Origin of the sequence: Streptomyces sp. H51, from assembly GCF_035656535.1 — a bacterium.
Lineage (GTDB): Bacteria > Actinomycetota > Actinomycetes > Streptomycetales > Streptomycetaceae > Streptomyces.
In genome coordinates this window covers 250,198-269,681 of sequence record NZ_JAYMHD010000038.1, presented here as the reverse complement: position 1 = coordinate 269,681, position 19,484 = coordinate 250,198, and the positions used below count along the sequence as shown (strand labels likewise).

Genomic DNA, 19,484 nt, shown 5'->3' with positions numbered 1-19,484 from the left:
GGGACCGGACGAGCCTCGCAGCAGGGGCTTGCGCGGGGCCAAAGCGCACCGAGGACGCCCGGGAACCGTGTCCTTCCCCGGGTCGCCCGACGCCGTTGCCGGGATCGCCCCGGGTCAGCGCTGCCAGCCGTCGGCCGTGCGCAGTCCGAAGCCGAAGGCCCGGTCGGAGGCGATGTGCTGGAGCCAGGCCAGACCGAAGTTGAACAGGGGAACGGCGACGGCCGGCGAGTCGGGGATCAGGCAGCCGAGCATGACGGCGACGGCGACGACGGGCCGGTGCAGGAGGTTGTAGAGGGGAACGGCCCTGGGCGACAGCCGGCCGTGCTGGTGCGGGCCGGAGAGACCGGCGAGGAACGACAGGTCGGGCACGACGATGCCGGCGACGACCGCGGCGATCGCCCATCCGCCGTACTTCACCGCCTCGAACACCGCCCAGATCAGCAGGAGGACGGCCAGCACGCCCCAGGCGATGCGGACCTGCCGTGAGGCCGAACTCCTGATGGCGCCCTCGGTGGTGTCGTGGGTCACGCGGCTGTTCCTTTCGGGATGGTTCCGCGGGCACCGCGGGGCGCCGCCGTACGGGCGTGGTGATACCCGCACGGCGGGAACCCGGCATGACCCGCGCAGGGCCGGAACGTGACATTCTCACGGCCGGCCGCGGCGGCGCCGGTTCACACCGCGATCCGCTCCTGCGTGGTGGCGTACCGGCGGGTGAGGAAGGCGAGTTCGCGCAGGAACATGTTCTCGTGCGACCTGACGAAGAAGTGCCCGCCGGGCATGGTCCGCACGGCGAAGCCGGCGCCCGCGTGCCGCCGCCAGGAGAGCACCTCGTCGACGCCGACGAGCCGGTCGCCCCGTCCGGCGAACAGGTGCAGCGGTACCCGCAGCGGCTCGGTGTGCGCGGCGGTGCCGCCGAGGCACAGCCGCAGGTCGTCGCGGGCCACCGGGAGCAGCACGGAGAGGAATTCGGGATGGTCGAGCAGCGTCTGCGGGATGCCGCCGAGAGCCGCCAGACAGGCGACGAGCTCCTCGTCCCCGGCGTCCGGGTCGGCGATCTCCGGGGCCGGCAGGTGCGGGGCGCGGTAGGCGCTCAGCACGAGGGCCCGGGGCAGCGGCGCGCCGCGCTGCTGCCGGCGCCGGGCCAGCGTGAACGCGATGAGCGCGCCCATGCTGTGCCCGTAGAAGAGGTGGGGTTCGGACAGCTCCTCGTCGAGCTGCGCGTCCAGGTCGTCGACGAGAGCGTCCAGATCGGTGAACCGGGGTTCGCCGAACCGTTCCTCCCGGCCGGGCAGTTGCACGGGCATGACCCGCACTCGGGCGTCCAGGTCGTCGAGGCCGCGCTGCCATCGCCGGTACGCCGACGCTCCGCCGCCCGCGTAGGGGAAGCAGAACAACCGTGTCGCAGGGGCCGGTTCGTGGTCCGGGCGCTTCCGGGACAGGTATCGCGTCATGGGTGGTCCGTCTCGGTTCCGTCCAGGGGTGGGTGGGGGGATGGCGCGGTGCGGGGGGTGGGATGCGGATCCCGGTGGGCCGGGCCCGGCGGGCGCGGGTCCCACTCTGCCGCGGTCCGCTAAAAGGCCGCCAAACTCGGTACGACGAGGTCGAGTTGGGGGTCGGCCGCGAGGATCGCCCGGTGCAGCTGCTGGACCCGGAGGGAGGGCTCGATGCCCAGCTCCTCGACGGTCGACGCGCGTAGCTTTCGAAAAATCTCGAGCGCCTGCCACGAGCGGCCGCTCCGGTAGAGCGCGAGCATCAGCAGTCCGTGCAGGCTCTCCTCCAGCGGGAACCGCTCGGTGAGCGTGAGGAGTTCACCGATCACCTCGGCATGTCTGCCGAGCCGCAGATCGGCGGTGATCCGTCCCTCCAGCGCGGAGCGCCGGGTCTCCTCCAGCCGGAGCGACTCCAGGCGCAGCGCCGGTCCGATGCGTACGTCGGCGAGGACCGGTCCCCGCCACAGGGCGAGCGCCTCGCCCAGCAGTTGCGACGCGGACTCGTCGTCGCCGCCGGCCAGGGACCGCAGCCCGCGGGCGGTGAGCCGCTGGAAGACCTCGGCGTCGATGGCGTACGTGGGCATGTTCAGCACGTACCCGGCGTAGCTGCGGCTCAGGACGTCCTTCGGCGCACGCTCGTGCTCCGGCCCCAGAGCCAGGGCGATGGCCCGGCGCAACTGCTTGACGTAGGTCTGCACGACTCCCGCGGGCCCGCTGGGGGGACTCGCGTCCCACAGCTCCTCCGTCAGGGTCGTCACCTTCACGTCCACGCCCGCGTTGACAGCCAACAGCGCGAGCATCTGGCGAGGTTTGGCCGCGCTCGGCACCACGGAGGTGCCGCAGATGTCCACCACGAGCGGGCCGAGAACTCCGATCTCCATACCACTGCTCCTTCCGCCTGCCGGAACAGTGACACGTCACCGCGTGCAAAGACACTTAGCCGATCATGTCCTCGGCTAGGAATTTGGCTGAGTCGGGGCATGAAATATTCACGCCGCCCCCGCTTTAAGCGACGCTTCAGGCCGGGCGGTGAGCATGGCACCGACGGGGTCGCCGGGTGACGGCCCCGGACCAGGTCGGGAGGGGAGGGCCGGTATGAGGCTGAGGTTCTGGCTCGGCAGGGCCGGCGCGGTCGTGATGAGGCACCTGCTCTTCCAGCTCAACGGTCTCGGCGTCTTCTTCACCGGTCCCCTGCCCGGCGTCCACTACGCCGACCTGGGCACCGACTCCGACCGTGCCCTCCGGAAGGCCCCGCCGGAACCCCCGCCGGGAACCGCGCCGGGACCTCCGCCGGGACCTCCTCCCGGCCATCCGGAGCGGCACTGCGCGACCCCGCCGAGCCCTCAGGAGCGGGAGCTGTGGGCGTCGCTCGGCATCGACACGGAGCGAACCGGCAACTGACGCGCTGTCGCGGTGCCGGGGTGGCCGACGGTCGCCTGCCGGAGTCGGCGGGGCCCGGCGCCCGCCGCGACGTGGGGTTGCCGGGCCGTCGGGTCGTCGGCCGTTTCAGCCGTTCAGCCGTTCAGCCGTTCCATGGTTCTTGAGTGTCACCTCCTGCTGCCGGGCCGCGCGGAATTCGGGCATGGGCAGGCCGCTCTCGGAGCGGAGTTCCATCAGGGTGGCCGCGACCCGGGCCGTGCCGGGGACGAGGGTGTTCGGCGTGCCGGGCGCGCCCGTGTTCACCCAGCGGTGTTTCGCGCCGTCGCACACCGCGCGGGTGCCGCCGATGCCGTGGCGGATGCCGGGGGAGTCCTGGCTGAGCGACGAGCTGACGTAGACCGGGCCCGTGCCGCCGAGACAGCGGTAGGTGCCGGAGAGGGTGACGGTGCCGTCCGCCGCGAGGCGGCCCGTCCGGTCCACGGTCACCGTCTCGTGCGGGTCCGCGGCGGCGGGGGTGGCGGGGACGGCGGCCAGCAGGAGCAGGACGGCCGCGCCGGGGACTGGGCGCAAGGGCATGGGAGACCTCCTGGGGATGGGGGCTTCCACTGCTACCGGGCGCGGGCGTGCGCGACCGTCATCCTCACCCCTTCGGTGGCGAGTCCGCACCGGCGGTGGTGGAACCGTCCGGGAACCGTTCCGGGTGCCGTCCGGGGAACCGTTCCGGGTGCCGTCCGGGTGCTTTTTCCGGGTGCCGTCCGGGTTTCGCTGTCCGTGTGCTGTCCGCAGGATGTCAGCGTGTTGTCACGCTTCGCGGCAGGGTGTTCCGGCCCGCGCGCGGCGGGAGCATCGTCTTTCCAGGGGATCCGGTCCGGTGATTCCCGCAGACGCGGAGGTGCGCCATGTGTTCCAGCCGGTCTTCGTGCCCTTCCTCCGGCAGCGCCGCCCGGCACGTCGTCGCCGCCCACCCGGAGCAGGGGTGGAGTCTGCTCTGCGACGGCGCCGTCGTGTTCGACGACACCGGTGAGCTGACGCCCGACGGCCGGGCCGTCGCGCCGCACCGGCCGCCGGTCGAGCAGCCGGCCGTGGCCGCCTGAGCGGAGCCGGTCCGGCCCGCGGTCCGGCCACGGAGTCGGTCCGGTCACAGCCCACGGTCGGGTGCCGGCGCCGGTGCCGGTGCCGGTGCCGCGTCAGGGCAGTACCGCGAACCCGTCCAGCTCCACCATCGCCCTGTCGTCCCACAGGCGCACGACCTCCACGACCGCCATCGCCGGGTAGTCCCGCCCCGCCAGGTCCCGCCAGATCCTGCCGAGTCGCGGGGCGTGGGCGCGGTAGGCGGCGACGTCCGTGGCGTAGACGGTGACGCGGGCGAGGTCCGCGGGGGTGCCTCCGGCGGACGCGAGGGCGGCGAGCAGGTTGGCGAGGGCCTTCTCGAACTGCTCCGCCAGGGTGTCGCCGACGACCTCGCCGCCGGTGTCGAGGGCGGTCTGACCGGCCAGGAACACCACGCGGGAGCCGGTCGCCACGACGGCGTGCGAGAAGCCGGTGGGCGGCGACAGCTCCGGCGGATTGACGCGCTCGACGGTCACGAGGCGCCTCCCGCGTCGTACGGCTCCGTATCGGTCCCCACGTCCGCCCCCACGTCCCTCTCCGCCTCCACCCCCATGTCCGCCCCCGCCTCCGCTCCCGCGTCCGCCCCCGCGTACAACTCCTTGGAGATGATCGCGCGTTGGACTTCGCTGGCGCCCTCGTAGATGCGCGGGGCGCGCACCTCGCGGTACAGGTGCTCCAGCAGGTGGCCGCGTTGCAGGGCCCGCGCGCCGTGCAGCTGGACGGCCGCGTCGACGACGTACTGCGCGGTCTCGGTGGCGAGCAGTTTCGCCATCGCGGCGCGCCGGGGCACGTCGGGGGCGCCCTCGTCGTACGCCGTCGCCGCCGCGTAGACCATGAGGCGGGCCGCCTCCGTGCGCAGGGACATCTCGGCGACCTGGTGGGCGACGGTCTGCAGGTCCTTCAGCTTGCCGCCGAAGGCGTCCCGGCGGCAGGTGTGGACGACGGTCGCGTCGAGGGCCGCCTGCGCCATGCCGACGGCGAACGCGCCGACGCTGGGGCGGAACAGGTTGAGGGTGGTCATGGCGACGCGGAAGCCGCGGTCGACGTCGCCGAGCACGTCGTCGGCCGTGACCGGCACGCCGTCGAAGCGCAGGGCGCCGACGGGGTGCGGCGAGAGCAGGTCGAGGGGCTCGCCGGTGAGTCCGGGGCGGTCGGCCGGGACCAGGAAGGCGGTGACGCCGCGGGCGCCGGCGCCCGGGGTGGTGCGCGCGAAGACGGTGTACAGATCGGCCTCGGGGGCGTTGGAGATCCAGCGTTTGTCACCGGTGAGCCGCCAGCGCCCGGCGCCGTCGGGGGCGGCCGACAGGGCGAGCGCCGCCGCGTCCGAACCGGCTTGCGGCTCGCTGAGGGCGAAGGCGGCCACCGTGGTCCCCTCGACGACACCGGGGAGCCGGCCCTCGCGCTGGGCCGGGGTGCCGTACGCGTGCACGGGGTGGGCGCCCAGGCCCTGGAGGGCGAGCGCGGTCTCCGCCTCGGTGCAGGCGCGGGCCAGGGACTCGCGCATCAGGCAGAGGTCGAGGGCGCCCGAGGTGAACAGGCGCTCCAGCAGCCCGAGCCGGCCCAGCTCGGCGACCAGCGGGCGGTTGACGTGGCCCGGCTCCCCCTTCTCGGCGATCGGGCGCAGCCGCTCGGCGGCCAGCGAGCGCAGTTCGGCGCACCAGGCGGTCTGTGCGGGGTCGAGCGAGAATGCGGGCATCGCCGGTCCTCTCCGCCGCGGGCCCGCGGCCGCTCCTGCGCGACCGGGCGGCCACTCCCCCGACGGTATCGCGGACCATTGACTGCCGTCACCAAGACGATACGCTCATTGCGCGAGCCCGTCCTGACGCCCACCCGGCAAGGGGGCACCGGCATGCACGACTCGGCCCATGTCGACACCTTCGCGCGCGACCACCTCCCGCCACCCGAGGAGTGGCCGGAACTCCGCTTCGACCTGCCGGAGTTGCGCTACCCCGCCCGGCTGAACTGCGCCGCCGAGCTGCTGGCCGGGACCGACCCCGGCCGCGCGGCGTTCCACACGCCCGACGGCCCCTCCTGGTCGTACGGCGACCTGCGCGCCCGCGTCGACCGCCTGGCGCACGTCCTCACCCGCGACCTCGGGGTGGTGCCCGGCAACCGGGTCCTGCTGCGCGGCCCGACCACGCCGTGGCTGGCGGCGTGCTGGCTGGCGGTGCTGAAGGCGGGCGGGGTGGCGGTCACGGTACTGGCGCAGCAGCGGCCGCACGAGCTGGCGGTGATCTGCGAGATGGCGCTGGTCCGGCACGCCCTGTGCGACATCCGGTCCGTCGACGACCTGGCCAAGGCGGAGATCCCCGGCCTGCGCATCACCACCTACGGCGGCGACGCCCCCGACGACCTCCTCAACCGACCGGCGCCGTCGGCCCCGTTCCCGGCCGTCGGCACCGCGGCCGACGACGTCGCGCTGATCGCGTTCACGTCGGGGACCACCGGCCGTCCGAAGGGGTGCGTGCACTTCCACCGGGACGTGCTCGCCGTGGCCGACACCTTCTCCCGGCACGTGCTGCGGCCGCGCGAGGACGACGTGTTCGCCGGCAGTCCCCCGCTCGGCTTCACCTTCGGCCTCGGCGGGCTGGTGATCTTCCCGCTGCGGGCCGGGGCCGCCGCGCTGCTGCTGGAACAGGCCGGTCCCCGCCAGCTGCTGCCCGCGATCGCCGAGCACCGGGTGTCCGTGCTGTTCACCGCGCCGACCGCCTACCGCGCCATGCTCGACGGCCTCGGCTCCCACGACGTCTCGTCGCTGCGCCGCTGTGTCTCCGCCGGCGAGAACCTGCCCGCCGCCACCTGGCACGCCTGGCACGAGCGCACCGGCCTGCGCATCATCAACGGCATCGGCGCCACCGAACTGCTGCACATCTTCGTCTCCGCGGCCGACGAGCGGATCAGACCCGGCACGACCGGGGTGCCGGTGCCGGGGTGGCAGGCGCGCGTGCAGGACGCGGACGGGCGGCCGGTGCCCGACGGGGAGCCGGGGCTGCTCGCCGTGCGGGGCCCGGTCGGCTGCCGCTATCTCGCCGACCCGCGCCAGCGGGAGTACGTCCGGGACGGCTGGAACATCACCGGCGACACCTATGTCCGGGAGGCCGACGGCTGGTTCCGGTACGTCGCCCGCGCCGACGACATGATCATCTCGGCCGGGTACAACATCGCCGGGCCGGAGGTCGAGGACGCGCTGCTGCGCCACCCGGGCGTGCTGGAGGCGGCGGTGGTGGGGCGGCCGGACGAGGCGCGCGGCCAGGTCGTCGTGGCCTACACGGTCCTCAAGGAGGGCGCCGCGCGGGACCCCGAGGCGCTGCGCGACTTCGTCAAGTCGGAACTGGCGCCGTACAAGTGCCCGCGCGAGATCGTCTTCGTGGACGCGCTGCCGCGCACCGCGACCGGCAAACTCCAGAGGTTCCGGCTGCGCACCCGGCCCGACCGGCAGTGATGCCGGCCGACGACCTAAGATGATCAACGTGTCCGACCAGCATGCACCACGGTCTCTCATCGTCACGCTCTACGGCGCCTACGGCCGCTTCGTACCGGGCCCGGTCCCCGTCGCCGAGCTGATCCGGCTGCTGGCCGCGGTCGGCGTGGACGCGCCCTCGGTGCGCTCGTCGGTCTCCCGCCTCAAACGGCGCGGGCTGCTGCTGCCGGCCCGCACGGCGCGCGGCGCGGCCGGCTACGAACTGTCGCCCGAGGCACGCCAGTTGCTGGAGGACGGCGACCGGCGCATCTACGCCGCCTCCCCGCCCGAGGACGAGGGCTGGGTGCTCGCGGTGTTCTCCGTGCCGGAGTCGGAGCGGCAGCGGCGCCACGTGCTGCGTTCGCGGCTGGCCGGTCTGGGCTTCGGCACGGCGGCGCCCGGGGTGTGGATCGCCCCGGCACGGCTGTACGAGGAGACCCGGCACACCCTGCGGCGGCTGCGCCTGGAGCCGTACGTCGACCTGTTCCGGGGCGAGCACCTCGGCTTCGCCGCGACCGCCGAGGCGGTGGCCCGCTGGTGGGACCTGGCCGCGATCGCCAAGGAGCACGAGGCGTTCCTCGACCGTCACGCGCGGGTGCTCCAGGCGTGGGAGCGGCGTACGGACACCCCGCCGGAGGCGGCCTACCACGACTACCTGCTGGCCCTGGACTCCTGGCGTCACCTGCCCTACACCGACCCCGGCCTGCCCGCCCGGCTGCTGCCCGGGGACTGGCCGGGCGCCCGCTCGGCCGCGGTGTTCCGCGGACTGCACGAGCGGCTCAGGGACGCGGGGGCCGAGTTCGCGGGGCTGTGACCGCGACCGGGTCCGCGGCGCCACGACCGGGACGGTGCGTGGCACGCTCGGCGCACCCGGGCCGGTACCGGGGCCCGGGTGCTGCTGGAGTTCCCGGAGACCGCGGCAAGGCGGTCGTCGAGGACCTGGCCGGCGCCCTCCTGACCGGCCCGGCGCAGGGGCGACGCCCACCGCGGGCATGGCCGGCCTCAGCCGCCCAGCGTGAGGCGGGGTTTGGGGGCGTCCGTCCGCCCGGTCTGCGGGCGGCGGCTGCCCGCCCGGTAGGGCGCGGGCCAGGCGGCGCCCGGGCCGTCGTAGCCCTGTTCGGCCGCCGCGTGCAGCGTCCAGTGCGGGTCGTACAGGTGCGGGCGGGCCAGCGCGCACAGGTCGGCGCGGCCCGCCAGGATCAGCGAGTTGACGTCGTCCCAGGAGGAGATCGCGCCGACCGCGATCACCGGCACGCCGGTGGCGTGCCGGATCCGGTCCGCGTACGGCGTCTGGTACGACCGCCCGAACTCGGGCCGTTCGTCGGCGACCACCTGCCCGGTCGACACGTCGATCGCGTCGGCGCCGTGCGCGGCGAAGGCGCGGGCGATGTCGACCGCGTCCGCGGCCGTGGTACCGCCCTCGGCCCAGTCGGTGGCGGAGATCCGCACGGTCATGGGCTTCTCCTGCGGCCACACCTCGCGTACGGCGTCGAAGACCTCCAGCGGGAAGCGCAGCCGCCCCTCCGGCGAGCCGCCGTAGGCGTCGGTGCGGCGGTTGGTCAGCGGGGAGAGGAACCCGGAGAGCAGATAGCCGTGCGCGCAGTGCAGTTCGAGCAGGTCGAAGCCGGCCCGGGCGGCGCGCCCGGCGGCCGCCGCGAACTGCTCGCGGATGTCGGTGAGCTGGGCACGGGTCAGCTCGCGCGGGGTCTGGCCGAAGGGCTTGTACGGCAGCGGGGAGGCGGCCACCAGCGGCCAGTTGCCCTCCGGGAGCGGCTCGTCCATGCCCTCCCACATCAGCTTGGTCGAGCCCTTGCGGCCGGAGTGGCCGAGCTGCACGCCGATCGCGGTGCCCGGCGCCTGCCGGTGCACGAAGTCGGTGATCCGCCGCCAGGCCTCGCCCTGCCTGCCGGTGTAGAGGCCGGTGCAGCCGGGGGTGATGCGGCCCTCGGGGCTCACGCACACCATCTCCGTCATCACCAGTCCGGCCCCGCCGAGCGCGCGGGCGCCCAGGTGGACGAGGTGGAAGTCGCCGGGGACGCCGTCCGTGGCCGAGTACATGTCCATGGGTGAGACGACGACCCGGTTGCGCAGGGTCAGACCGCGCAGCCGGAACGGGGTGAACATGGGGGGTGTGCCGGGCGGGCAGCCGAACTCGCGCTCGACGGCCCCGGTGAACCGGGCGTCGCGCAGCCGCAGGTTGTCGTGGGTGACGCGGCGGCTGCGGGTGAGCAGGTTGAAGGCGAACCGGAGGGGCGGCTGGTCCAGGTACAGGCCGAGGTTCTCGAACCACTCCAGGCTGGCGCGGGCGGCGCGCTGGGTGGACGCCACGACGGGCCGGCGCTCCTCCTCGTAGGCCGCCAGCGCCTGTTGCGTGGAGGGCTGCTCCTCCAGGCAGGCGGCCAGGGCGAGGGCGTCCTCGACGGCCAGCTTGGTGCCGGAGCCGATGGAGAAGTGGGCGGTGTGGGCGGCGTCGCCGAGCAGCACGACGTTGCCGTGCGACCAGCGCTCGTTGACGACCGTGCGGAAGGTGGTCCACGCCGACTTGTTGGAGCGCAGCGGGCGGCCGCCGAGGGCGTCGGCGAAGATCTTGGCGCAGCGTTCCGGCGACGCCTGCGGGTCGAGGTCCGCGAACCCGGCCGCGCGCCACACTTCCTCGCGCATCTCGACGATCACCGTGGAGGCGTCGGGCGCGTAGGGGTAGCCGTGCAGTTGCACGACGCCGTGCTCGGTCTCGGCGATCTCGAAGCGGAAGGCGTCGAAGGCGAAGTCCGCGGCGAGCCATATGTAGCGGCAGCGGTGCGAGTCCACATGGGGCCGGAACACATTGGCGTAGGCCTCGCGGGTGGCGCTGTGCACACCGTCGGCGGCGATGACGAGGTCGTGACCGGCGGCGAGCCGGTCCGGGTGCGGCGCCTCGGAGCGGAAGCGCAGCTCGACGCCGAGGTCGCGGCAGCGGGTGTGCAGGACGTCCAGGAGCCGTCTCCTGCCGAGTGCGGCGAAGCCGTGCCCGGAGGAGGTGTGCCGGACGCCGCGGTGCACGATGTCGATGTCGTCCCAGCGCACGAACTGTCTGCGGAGGGCCTCGTAGACCGCCGGGTCGGCGTGCTCGATGCCGCCGAGGGTCTCGTCGGAGAGGACGACGCCGAAGCCGAAGGTGTCGTCGGGAGCGTTGCGCTCCCAGACGGTGACCTCGCGGGCCGGGTCGAGGCGCTTGAGCAGCGCCGCCGCGTACAGGCCGCCGGGGCCGCCGCCGACGACCGCGATGCGCCGGGCCCGGCCGGTCGCCTCCGGTGCCGCGGTCATGTTCACCGCCCCTGCCACTTCGGCGGCCGCTTCTCGGTGAAGGCGGCGTGGAACTCGGCGTAGTCCTCGCCGTTCATGAGGAGCGCCTGGGTGGCGGCGTCCAGTTCCACGGCGGCCGCCAGCGGCATGTCCAGTTCGGCCGTCAGGAGCGCCTTGGTCTGCGCGTACGCCAGGGCCGGGCCCTCGGCGAGGCGGCGGGCCAGCGCGTACGCGGCCTCGTCGGCGCCGCCCTCCCCGGTCAGTTCGCTGATCAGGCCGATCCGCTCCGCCTCGGGCGCCCGCACCGGCTCGCCGAGCATCAGCAGCCGGGTGGCGTGGCCGAGCCCGACGACCCTGGGCAGCAGGTAGGCGGCGCCCATGTCGCCGCCGGACAGGCCCACGCGGGTGAACAGGAACGCGAAGCGCGCGGTGGGGTCGGCGACCCGGAAGTCGGCCGCCAGGGCCAGCACGGCCCCGGCGCCCGCGGCCACCCCGTGCACGGCGGCGATCACCGGGAAGGGGCACTCCCGTACGGCCCGGACGACCTGCCCGGTCATCCGGTTGAAGTCGAGGAGCTGGGCGGTGTCCAGGGAGAGCGTCGCGCCGATGATCTCTTCGACGTCGCCGCCGGAGCAGAAGCCGCGCCCCTCGCCGGCCAGCACCAGGGCCCGTACCGCCCGCTCCCGGGACAGTTCGGCGAGCAGGTCGCGCAGGTCGGCGTAGGCGCCGAAGGTGAGGGCGTTGAGCTTGTCGGGACGGGCCAGCGTGACGGTGGCGACGCCGTCGGCGAGGTCGACGCGCAGGTGCCGCCAACGGGGGGTGCGGGCGGCGGAGCCGGTGAAGGGACTCATGACGTGCGGCCTCCTCGGGGGCGGGCACTGCCTCACGGACCTCTGCCCCTCGAAGCTATCACCGATGTGTGACTGTCGTCATGAGTGCGCGATAAACCGTCCCCGGGTGTGCGCCCGGACCTCGGGCCACCGGGCTTCGGATCACCGGGGTCCGATCGGGCCGGGTTCGGGTGACAGGGTCCGATCGGGCCGGTTCGGGTGACGGGGTCCGATCGGGCCGGTTCGGGTGACGGGATCCGATCGGACCGGGTTCGGGTGACGGGGTTCGTGTGACCGGATTCGCGTGACCGGGCTTGTGTGACCGGGCTTGCGCTTCGTCACATACGTCACGACTCGTCCATGGATCGGTAACAGCCGCATCGATGGCGCGCGGGCCGGCGTTCACCCGGATAAGCCGCCTGTCATCGGGGCCGACGACCCCGAACGGCGCCCGCCCGGTGTCCCCGCCGGACGGACCCGTACCATGCACACGGTTGACGGCAGGACAGCCTGCTCATGAACGGACCCGCCTTGTACGAACCCCGCTCCGCCTCCGCCTCCTGGCGCATCGCGCTGCCGCACTCCGCCGCGGCCGTGCCCGTGGCCCGTGCGCTGGTGCGCGCGGCGCTGACCGAGCTGGAGCACGGGGCCGACCGCGACACCGCGGAACTGCTCACGGCCGAGCTGGTGGCGAACGCGGTGGAGCACACGGCGGGCGACGCGCCCATAGAGCTCGTGGTGGAACTGCTGCCGACCGGCTGCCAGGTGGAGGTGCACGACCCGGATCCGGCGCCGCCGGGCAACCTCACGCGGCGCGACGCCCGCGAACCCGATCCGTGGCAGGAGCACGGGCGCGGGCTGCTGCTGATCCGGGCCCTCAGCTCGTCCTGCGGACACCGCCCGACCGGGTCGGGCAAGGCGGTGTGGTTCCGCCTGTCGGCCGTCCCGCCCCAGCGGCGACCGGTGTAGCCCGGCGGGCGGAGGCGGCGCGGGCCGGCCAGGCGGCGTGGACCGGCCCCGGCGGGCGGACGGGAGGTCCGGTCAGGCGAGGGTGGCGACCAGGACGGCCTTGATGGTGTGCAGCCGGTTCTCGGCCTCGTCGAAGACGACCGAGTGGGCGGACTCGAAGACCTCGTCGGTGACCTCGAGGGAGTCCAGGCCGTGGGTCTCGAAGATCTCCCGCCCGACCTTGGTGCCGAGGTCGTGGAAGGCCGGCAGGCAGTGCAGGAACTTCACGTCCGGGTTGCCGGTGGCGCGCAGCACGTCCATGGTCACCGCGTACGGCGCGAGCGCGGCGATCCGCTCGTCCCACACCTCCTTGGGCTCACCCATGGACACCCACACGTCGGTGGCGACGAAGTCGGCGCCGAGGACGCCCTCGCCCAGGGACTCGGTGAGCGTCACCCGGGCTCCGCTGGCCTCGGCGAGTTCGCGGGCCCGGTCGACGATCTCCTGGGCGGGCCAGTACGACTTCGGCGCGACGATGCGCACGTCCATGCCGAGCAGCGCGCCGGTGACCAGGTAGGAGTTGCCCATGTTGAAGCGGGCGTCGCCGAGGTAGGCGAAGGCGGTCCCGGTCAGCGGCTTGGCGCTGTGCTCGGTCATGGTGAGCACGTCGGCCAGCATCTGGGTGGGGTGCCAGTCGTCGGTGAGCCCGTTGTAGACCGGCACGCCGGCGTGCGCGGCGAGTTCCTCCACCTTCTCCTGGCTGTCGCCCCGGTACTCGATGCCGTCGTACATCCGCCCCAGCACGCGCGCGGTGTCCTTCACGGACTCCTTGTGCCCCATCTGCGAGCCGGAGGGGTCCAGGTACGTCGTGGAGGCTCCCTGGTCGGCCGCGGCGACCTCGAAGGCGCAGCGCGTGCGGGTCGAGGTCTTCTCGAAGATCAGCGCGATGTTCTTGCCGCGCAGGTGCTGCGTCTCGGTCCCGGCCTTCTTGGCGGCCTTCAGTTCGGCGGCCAGCTCGATCAGGCCGCGGAACTCCGCCTCGGTGAAGTCCAGTTCCTTGAGGAAGTGGCGGCCGGCGAGGGCGGTCGGGACTGTCGCCATGGGGGCGCTCCAGAGGTGCAGGGGCAGGGACCGTGGAAGTCTATACGACGTCCAGCATTTCTATGCAAACCTTTGTTCCCCGCCCCTCCGGTTCTCTCCCTTCTGTCCCCCTGTCCCCCTGTCCGCCCATTCCGCTATCCATCCGTGCACCCGTCCCCCGTCCGCCTATCCCCCCGTCCCCCGCCCCCCGTCCGCATCCGCCTATCCGCCTATCCGCCTATCCGCCTATCCGCCTATCCGCCCACGGCGTCCCGCTCCACCGGGCAGCTCATGCAGCGCGGTCCGCCCCTGCCCCGCCCCAGCTCGCTGCCCGGGATCTCGATCACCTCGACGCCCTGCTTGCGCAGGTGGGTGTTGGTGGTGGCGTTGCGCTCGTAGGCGACGACCACTCCCGGCTCGACGGCCAGCACGTTGCAGCCGTCGTCCCACTGCTCGCGCTCGGCGGCGTGCACGTCCTGGGTCGCGGTCAGGACGCGGATCTCGCTCAGCCCGAGGGCGGCGGCGATCGCGCGGTGCATGTGCTCCGGCGGATGGTCGGTGACCTTCAGCTCCTTGTCGCCGACGCCGGGCTCGATGGTGTACGAGCGGAGCATGCCGAGGCCGGCGTACTGGGTGAAGGTGTCGCCGTCGACCATCGTCATCACGGTGTCGAGGTGCATGAAGGCGCGGCGCTTCGGCATGTCGAGCGCCACGATCGTCCGCGCGGAACCTGCGGCGAACAGCTTGTGCGCGAGCATCTCCACCGCCTGCGGGGTGGTGCGTTCGCTCATGCCGATGAGGACGGCGCCGTTGCCGATGACCAGGACGTCGCCGCCCTCGATGGTGGACGGGTAGTCGGCCTGCCCCTCGGACCAGACGCGGAACGTCTCGTCACGGAAGAGCGGGTGGTGGCGGTAGATCGCCTCGAAGTGGACCGTCTCACGCTGCCGGGCCGGCCAGCGCATGGCGTTGACGGCGACCCCGTCGTATATCCAGGCGGAGGTGTCGCGGGTGAAGAGGTGGTTGGGCAGCGGGGCGAGGAGGAAGTCGTCGAGGTCCATGACGTGGAACCGCACGGAGACCGGCTCCGGGTGCGCCTCGAGGAACTCGCGCTTGGTCATGCCGCCGACGAGGAGTTCGGCCAGCTCGCGGGCGGGGAGGTGCTCGACGGCGGCCCTGAGGTGGTCGGTGGCGAGGACGCCGTACTCCTTCTCGTCGAAGACCCGGTCCAGGACGAGCGTTCTGGCCGCCCGGACCTCCAGGGCCTCGGAGAGCAGGTCGCCGAAGAGGTGGACGGCGACCCCGCGGTCACGCAGGACGTCGGCGAAACCGTCGTGCTCGGCGCGCGCCCTGCGGACCCACAGCACGTCGTCGAACAGGAGAGTGTCCTTGTTGCTGGGGGTGAGCCTTTTGAGCTCGAGATCCGGCCGGTGCAGAATGACGCGGCGCAGCCGCCCGGCCTCGGAGTCGACATGGAATCCCATGACTCCATCCTGACCACCGGGGCCCGCCTTCACCCCCCGCTCGGCCGTTTCGACAGCGGACCAATTTTCGTCCCCTTGACGATTACCGGGCCCGATCAATATCGTCCCACTGACGAGATCGGCACCCGGGGCCGCCCGGGACCGGGCCTGGAGGACGACGGGGGTGTCGTCGAGGCCCGGTCCCGGTCCCGGGTCACAGCCGCGGGTCGACCGGCTCCGACTCCAGCGCGAGCACGCCGAACACCGCCTCGTGCACCCGCCACAGCGGCTCGCCCCCGGCCAGCCGCTCCAGCGCCTCCAGACCGAGCGCGTACTCGCGCAGCGCGAGCGAGCGCTTGTGGTTGAGGAACCGGCTCCGCAGCCTCGCCAGGTTGTCGGGGCGGGTGTACTCCGGCCCGTAGATGATCCGCAGGTACTCCCGTCCCCGGCACTTGACGCCTGGCTGCACCAGTCGCCCCTCCCCGTCGCGCACCAGCGCCCCGAGCGGCTTGACGACCATGCCCTCGCCGCCGCGGCCGGTCATCTCCAGCCACCAGTCGACGCCGGACCGCACCGACTCCGGGTCGCCGGTGTCGACGTAGAGCCGGCGCGTCGTCTGCAGCAGGCCGCTGCCGTCGTGCTCGACGAGCCGGTCGAGCAGGGCGAGCTGCTCGTCGTGCGGCAGGGCGGCGAGGCTGCGGCCCTGCGCGGCGAGTACCTGGAACGGGGCGAGGCGTACGCCGTCCAGACCCTCCGTCGTCCAGCAGTAGCGGCGGTACGCCCGTGTGAACGCGGCGGCGTCGGTGGCCCGCTCGCGCTGGCGGGCGAGCAGACCGGACACGTCCACGCCGCGGGCCGCGGCACCCTCCAGCGCGGCCAGCGCGCCGGGGAACACCGCCCCGGACGCCGCGCCCACGGCCGCGTACTGCGACCGCAGCAGCCCGGACGCCTTCAGCGACCACGGCATCAGCTCGGCGTCCAGCAGCAGCCAGTCGGTGTCCAGCTCCTCCCACAGGCCGGCCTCGCCGACCGCGGTCCGCACCCGGTCGAGGACCGCCTCCGTCACCGACCCGTCGTCGAAGAACGGGCGCCCGGTGCGGGTGTAGAGGGACCCGGTGGGACCCGCCTCGACGCCGAACCGCCTGCGGGCCGCCGCCGCGTCCCGGCACACCAGGACCACCGCCCGCGAGCCCATGTGCTTCTCCTCGCACACGACCCGGGCGACGCCGTCCCCGGCGTACTGCGCGAAGGCCTCCACCGGGTGCTCCAGGTAGCCCTCGACGTGACTGGTGGCGGTCGGCGCCATGGTCGGCGGCAGGTACGGCAGCAGCCGCGGGTCCACCGCGAAGCGGCTCATGACCTCGAGCGCCGCCGCCGCGTTCTCCTCACGCACCGCCACCCGGCCGGCGTGCCCGGTCTCCACCACCCGGCGGCCGTGCACGTCCGCCAGGTCCAGCGGCCGGCCGTCCTGCCCGCCCGGCGCCTCGGTGCGCAGCGGCCTGGCCGGCTCGTACCAGACCCGCTCGGCCGGTACGTCGACCAGTTCCCGCTCCGGCCAGCGCAGCGCGGTCAGCTTGCCGCCGAACACGGCACCGGTGTCCAGGCAGATGGTGTTGTTGAGCCAGGTGGCCTCCGGGACCGGGGTGTGGCCGTAGACCACGGCCGCGCGGCCCCGGTAGTCCTCCGCCCACGGGTAGCGCACCGGCAGCCCGAACTCGTCGGTCTCGCCGGTCGTCTCGCCGTACAGCGCGTGCGAGCGGACCCGGCCGGAGGTGCGGCCGTGGTACTTCTCCGGCAGACCGGCGTGGCAGACCACCAGCCGGCCGCCGTCGAGGACGTAGTGGCTGACCAGCCCGTCGATGAACTCGCGGACCTGCTGCCGGAACTCCTCGCTCTCGTCCTCCATCTGCTCGACCGTCTCGGCGAGTCCGTGGGTGTGCTGGACCTTGCGGCCCCTGAGATGCCGGCCGTACTTGTTCTCGTGGTTGCCCGGCACGCACAGCGCGTCGCCCGACTTCACCATCGCCATCACGCGGCGCAGCACGCCCGGCGTGTCCGGGCCGCGGTCGACCAGGTCCCCGACGAAGACGGCGGTACGTCCCTCCGGGTGCGCCCCGTCGACGTAGCCCAGCTTGCCGAGCAGCGCCTCCAGTTCGGCCGCGCAGCCGTGCACGTCGCCGATGATGTCGAACGGTCCGGTGAGGTGGGTCAGGTCGTTGAACCGCTTCTCGGTGACGACGGCGGCGTTCTCGATCTCTTCCACGCCCCGCAGGACGTGCACCTTGCGGAAACCCTCGCGCTCCAGGTGCCGCAGCGAGCGCCGCAGTTCGCGGATGTGCCGCTGGATGACCCGGCGCGGCATGTCGGCCCGGTCGGTACGGGCGGCGTTGCGCTCGGCGCACACCTCCTCCGGCACGTCCAGCACGATGGCGACGGGCAGCACGTCGTGCTGCCTGGCCAGCTCGATCAGCTGCCGGCGGGCGTCCTGCTGCACGCTGGTGGCGTCCACGACCGTGCGGCGGCCCGCGGCCAGGCGCTTGCCGGCGATGTAGTGCAGCACGTCGAAGGCGTCCTTCGTCGCGCTCTGGTCGTTCTCGTCGTCGGAGACCAGGCCGCGGCAGAAGTCGGAGGAGACGACCTCGGTCGGCTTGAAGTGCCTGCGGGCGAAGGTGGACTTGCCGGACCCGGAAGCGCCGACGAGGACGACGAGGGACAGGTCGGTGACGGGCAGCACGCGCCCCTTGCTCCGCGCCTCGTCGCTCCCCGTCTCTTCGCTGTGTGACTCGTTGCTCTGCGAGTCGTTGCTCTGCGTCTTGTCGCTCTGCGTCTCGGTCATGCCGCCTTCGCCTCCTTCACTGTCTCCACGCTGAACAGGGCCATCTGGGTGGGCGGTCCGACCTCGGGGTCGTCCGGGCCGACGGGCCGGAACTCCACGTGGTAGCCGTGGCGTCCGGCGACGGCCCGCGCCCAGGTGCGGAACTCCTCCCGCGTCCACTCGAAGCGGTGGTCACCGTGCCGGGTGTGCCCGGCCGGGAGGGACTCCCAGCGCACGTTGTACTCGACGTTCGGGGTGGTCACCAGGACCGTCCGGGGGCGGGCCGCGCCGAACACCGCGTACTCCAGGGCGGACAGCCGTTCCAGGTCGACGTGCTCGATCACCTCGCTGAGCACGGCGGCGTCGTACCCCTTGAGCCGGCTGTCGGTGTAGGCGAGCGAGCCCTGGAGCAGCTTGACGCGCGCGGCCTGCCGCTCGCCCATCCGGTCCAGCTTCAGCCGCCGGCCCGCGATGGTCAGCGCCCGCATCGACACGTCCAGGCCGACGATCTCCGTGAACCGCGGCTCCTTCAGCAGCGCCTGCACCAACTGGCCCTGTCCGCAGCCGAGATCGAGGACGCGGGTGGCGCCCGACTCCCGCAGCGCCGCGAGGATCGCGTCCCGGCGCTGCACGGCGAGCGGGGCGGACTTCTCTCCCGCGTCGGTCTCCTCGTCGCTCTCTGCCTCGGTCTCCGCACCGGTCTCCGCGCCGGTCTCCGCGCCGGTCTCCGCGCCGGTCTCCGCCTCGACGGCGTTGTCGATCTCCTCGACCGCGCTGTCGTCCGTCTCGGCGAGCCGCACCAGTTCCAGCCGCTCCATCGCCTCCCGGGTCAGCGACCAGCGGCGCGAGAGGTAACGGCTGGTGATGAGCTTCTGCTCCGGATGGCCGGGCAGCCAGCCCTCTCCGGCCCGCAGCAGCTTGTCGACCTCGTCGGGGGCGACCCAGTAGTGCTTGGCGTCGTCGAGCACCGGCAGCAGCACATACAGGTGCCGCAGCGCCTCGGCGAGGGTCAGCGCCGCCGACTCCAGGACCAGCCGGACGTACCGCGACTCGCCCCACTCCGGGAACTCGGCGTCCAGCGCGACGGGTTCGGCGGCGACCGTCCAGCCGAGCGGCTCGAACAGGCGCCGTACGAGGTCCGGGCCGCCGCGGGCGGGCAGCGCGGGCACCTCGACCCGCAGCGGCATCGGCTGTTCCGGCAGCTGCGGACGGGCGGTGCAGACGCCCTTCATCGCGCTGGAGAAGACCCCGCTCAGCGCGACCGCGAGCAGCGAGGAGGCCGCGTAGGGGCGGTCGTTGACGTACTGCGCCAGCGCCGCGTCGGGTGCGCCGCCCCGGCCCTTGCCCTTGCCCCTGCGCACCAGCGCCACCGCGTCGACCTCCAGCAGCAGCGCCGCCGTGCAGCGCCCGGGGTCCGCCTCGGGGTAGAAGACGTGGGCCGTTCCGAAGGAGGTCGAGAACGCCTGCGCCCTGTCGGGGTGCTTGTGCAGCAGGAAGCCGAGGTCGGTGGCCGGGCGTCCGGGGGTGCCGGTGGTGCTGATCGTCAGGAACATGCGGAGGGCCTCTCCGGCTGGGTGGTCGATGTGGTGCCGTGCGTGCGAAGGCCCCCGGGGCGCTGATCCCGGG

General features: G+C 73.4%; 17 protein-coding genes. 5 read left to right on the top strand and 12 right to left on the bottom strand.

Translation table 11 applies throughout. From position 1 onward, the window contains the following. Positions 1-114: 114 nt before the first annotated feature. The 3 genes from VKA29_RS11710 to VKA29_RS11700 all read right to left on the bottom strand — a co-directional run bounded on the left by VKA29_RS11710 (position 115) and on the right by VKA29_RS11700 (position 2,371). Positions 115-528, bottom strand: coding sequence for a DUF4260 family protein (locus VKA29_RS11710; protein WP_324785315.1), 414 nt, complete (start codon positions 526-528; stop codon positions 115-117). Between the two features lie 143 nt (positions 529-671). Next, positions 672-1,451 (bottom strand): thioesterase II family protein, encoded by a 780-nt coding sequence (locus VKA29_RS11705; RefSeq protein WP_324785314.1) that lies wholly within the window; start codon positions 1,449-1,451, stop codon positions 672-674. A 119-nt stretch (positions 1,452-1,570) separates the two neighbouring features. Further along, the gene (locus tag VKA29_RS11700) at positions 1,571-2,371 is read right to left on the bottom strand and encodes an AfsR/SARP family transcriptional regulator (RefSeq protein WP_324785313.1); all 801 of its coding nucleotides are present in this window, start codon (positions 2,369-2,371) and stop codon (positions 1,571-1,573) included. Between the two features lie 214 nt (positions 2,372-2,585). Between VKA29_RS11700 and VKA29_RS11695 the strand changes: the two genes are divergently transcribed. After that, positions 2,586-2,891 (top strand): DUF6059 family protein, encoded by a 306-nt coding sequence (locus VKA29_RS11695; RefSeq protein ID WP_324785312.1) that lies wholly within the window; start codon positions 2,586-2,588, stop codon positions 2,889-2,891. 105 nt (positions 2,892-2,996) lie between these two features. Here VKA29_RS11695 and VKA29_RS11690 read toward each other — a convergent pair whose 3' ends face one another. Beyond that, complete coding sequence (locus tag VKA29_RS11690) at positions 2,997-3,446, bottom strand: DUF6299 family protein (protein WP_324785311.1); 450 nt, start codon at positions 3,444-3,446, stop codon at positions 2,997-2,999. 323 nt (positions 3,447-3,769) lie between these two features. On the opposite strand from VKA29_RS11690, the gene VKA29_RS11685 reads away from it, so the two are divergent. Further along, positions 3,770-3,964, top strand: coding sequence for a DUF5999 family protein (locus VKA29_RS11685; protein WP_324785310.1), 195 nt, complete (start codon positions 3,770-3,772; stop codon positions 3,962-3,964). Positions 3,965-4,057: 93 nt separating this feature from the next. Here the strand turns inward: VKA29_RS11685 and VKA29_RS11680 are convergent, their stop codons facing one another. After that, on the bottom strand, positions 4,058-4,456 hold the full coding sequence (locus VKA29_RS11680) for a RidA family protein (RefSeq protein WP_324785309.1): 399 nt from the start codon (positions 4,454-4,456) through the stop codon (positions 4,058-4,060). Beyond that, positions 4,453-5,676 carry an acyl-CoA dehydrogenase gene (locus VKA29_RS11675; RefSeq protein ID WP_324785308.1) on the bottom strand — a complete coding sequence of 408 codons (1,224 nt, stop codon included), beginning with the start codon at positions 5,674-5,676 and terminating at the stop codon, positions 4,453-4,455. Before VKA29_RS11675 ends, VKA29_RS11680 begins: the two co-directional genes overlap by 4 nt. 153 nt (positions 5,677-5,829) lie before the next feature. On the opposite strand from VKA29_RS11675, the gene VKA29_RS11670 reads away from it, so the two are divergent. Together VKA29_RS11670 and VKA29_RS11665 are read left to right on the top strand one after the other, a co-directional pair. Further along, positions 5,830-7,422 (top strand): AMP-binding protein, encoded by a 1,593-nt coding sequence (locus VKA29_RS11670; RefSeq protein ID WP_324785346.1) that lies wholly within the window; start codon positions 5,830-5,832, stop codon positions 7,420-7,422. 19 nt (positions 7,423-7,441) lie between these two features. After that, entirely contained in the window at positions 7,442-8,254 is an 813-nt protein-coding gene (locus VKA29_RS11665; RefSeq protein ID WP_324785306.1) for a PaaX family transcriptional regulator C-terminal domain-containing protein, read from the top strand. Between the two features lie 188 nt (positions 8,255-8,442). Here the strand turns inward: VKA29_RS11665 and VKA29_RS11660 are convergent, their stop codons facing one another. Both VKA29_RS11660 and VKA29_RS11655 read right to left on the bottom strand, forming a co-directional pair. Beyond that, positions 8,443-10,743, bottom strand: a complete 2,301-nt coding sequence (locus VKA29_RS11660) for a bifunctional salicylyl-CoA 5-hydroxylase/oxidoreductase (protein WP_324785305.1) — start codon at positions 10,741-10,743, stop codon at positions 8,443-8,445. 2 nt (positions 10,744-10,745) lie between these two features. Continuing rightward, entirely contained in the window at positions 10,746-11,573 is an 828-nt protein-coding gene (locus VKA29_RS11655; RefSeq protein ID WP_324785304.1) for an enoyl-CoA hydratase family protein, read from the bottom strand. A gap of 495 nt (positions 11,574-12,068) precedes the next feature. Here VKA29_RS11655 and VKA29_RS11650 point away from each other — a divergent pair, with 495 nt between their 5' ends. Continuing rightward, positions 12,069-12,521, top strand: a complete 453-nt coding sequence (locus tag VKA29_RS11650) for an ATP-binding protein (protein WP_324785303.1) — start codon at positions 12,069-12,071, stop codon at positions 12,519-12,521. A gap of 72 nt (positions 12,522-12,593) precedes the next feature. On the opposite strand, the gene argF is transcribed toward VKA29_RS11650, so the two are convergent. The 4 genes from argF to VKA29_RS11630 all read right to left on the bottom strand — a co-directional run bounded on the left by argF (position 12,594) and on the right by VKA29_RS11630 (position 19,411). Beyond that, on the bottom strand, positions 12,594-13,601 hold the full coding sequence (gene argF, locus VKA29_RS11645) for an ornithine carbamoyltransferase (RefSeq protein WP_324785302.1): 1,008 nt from the start codon (positions 13,599-13,601) through the stop codon (positions 12,594-12,596). A gap of 233 nt (positions 13,602-13,834) precedes the next feature. After that, complete coding sequence (locus VKA29_RS11640; RefSeq protein WP_324785301.1) at positions 13,835-15,064, bottom strand: arginine deiminase; 1,230 nt, start codon at positions 15,062-15,064, stop codon at positions 13,835-13,837. A gap of 193 nt (positions 15,065-15,257) precedes the next feature. Then, on the bottom strand, positions 15,258-17,879 hold the full coding sequence (locus VKA29_RS11635; RefSeq protein ID WP_324785300.1) for a polynucleotide kinase-phosphatase: 2,622 nt from the start codon (positions 17,877-17,879) through the stop codon (positions 15,258-15,260). Further along, the gene (locus VKA29_RS11630; protein WP_324785299.1) at positions 17,876-19,411 is read right to left on the bottom strand and encodes a 3' terminal RNA ribose 2'-O-methyltransferase Hen1; all 1,536 of its coding nucleotides are present in this window, start codon (positions 19,409-19,411) and stop codon (positions 17,876-17,878) included. The genes VKA29_RS11635 and VKA29_RS11630 overlap by 4 nt, the downstream gene beginning before the upstream one ends. Positions 19,412-19,484: the final 73 nt, after the last annotated feature.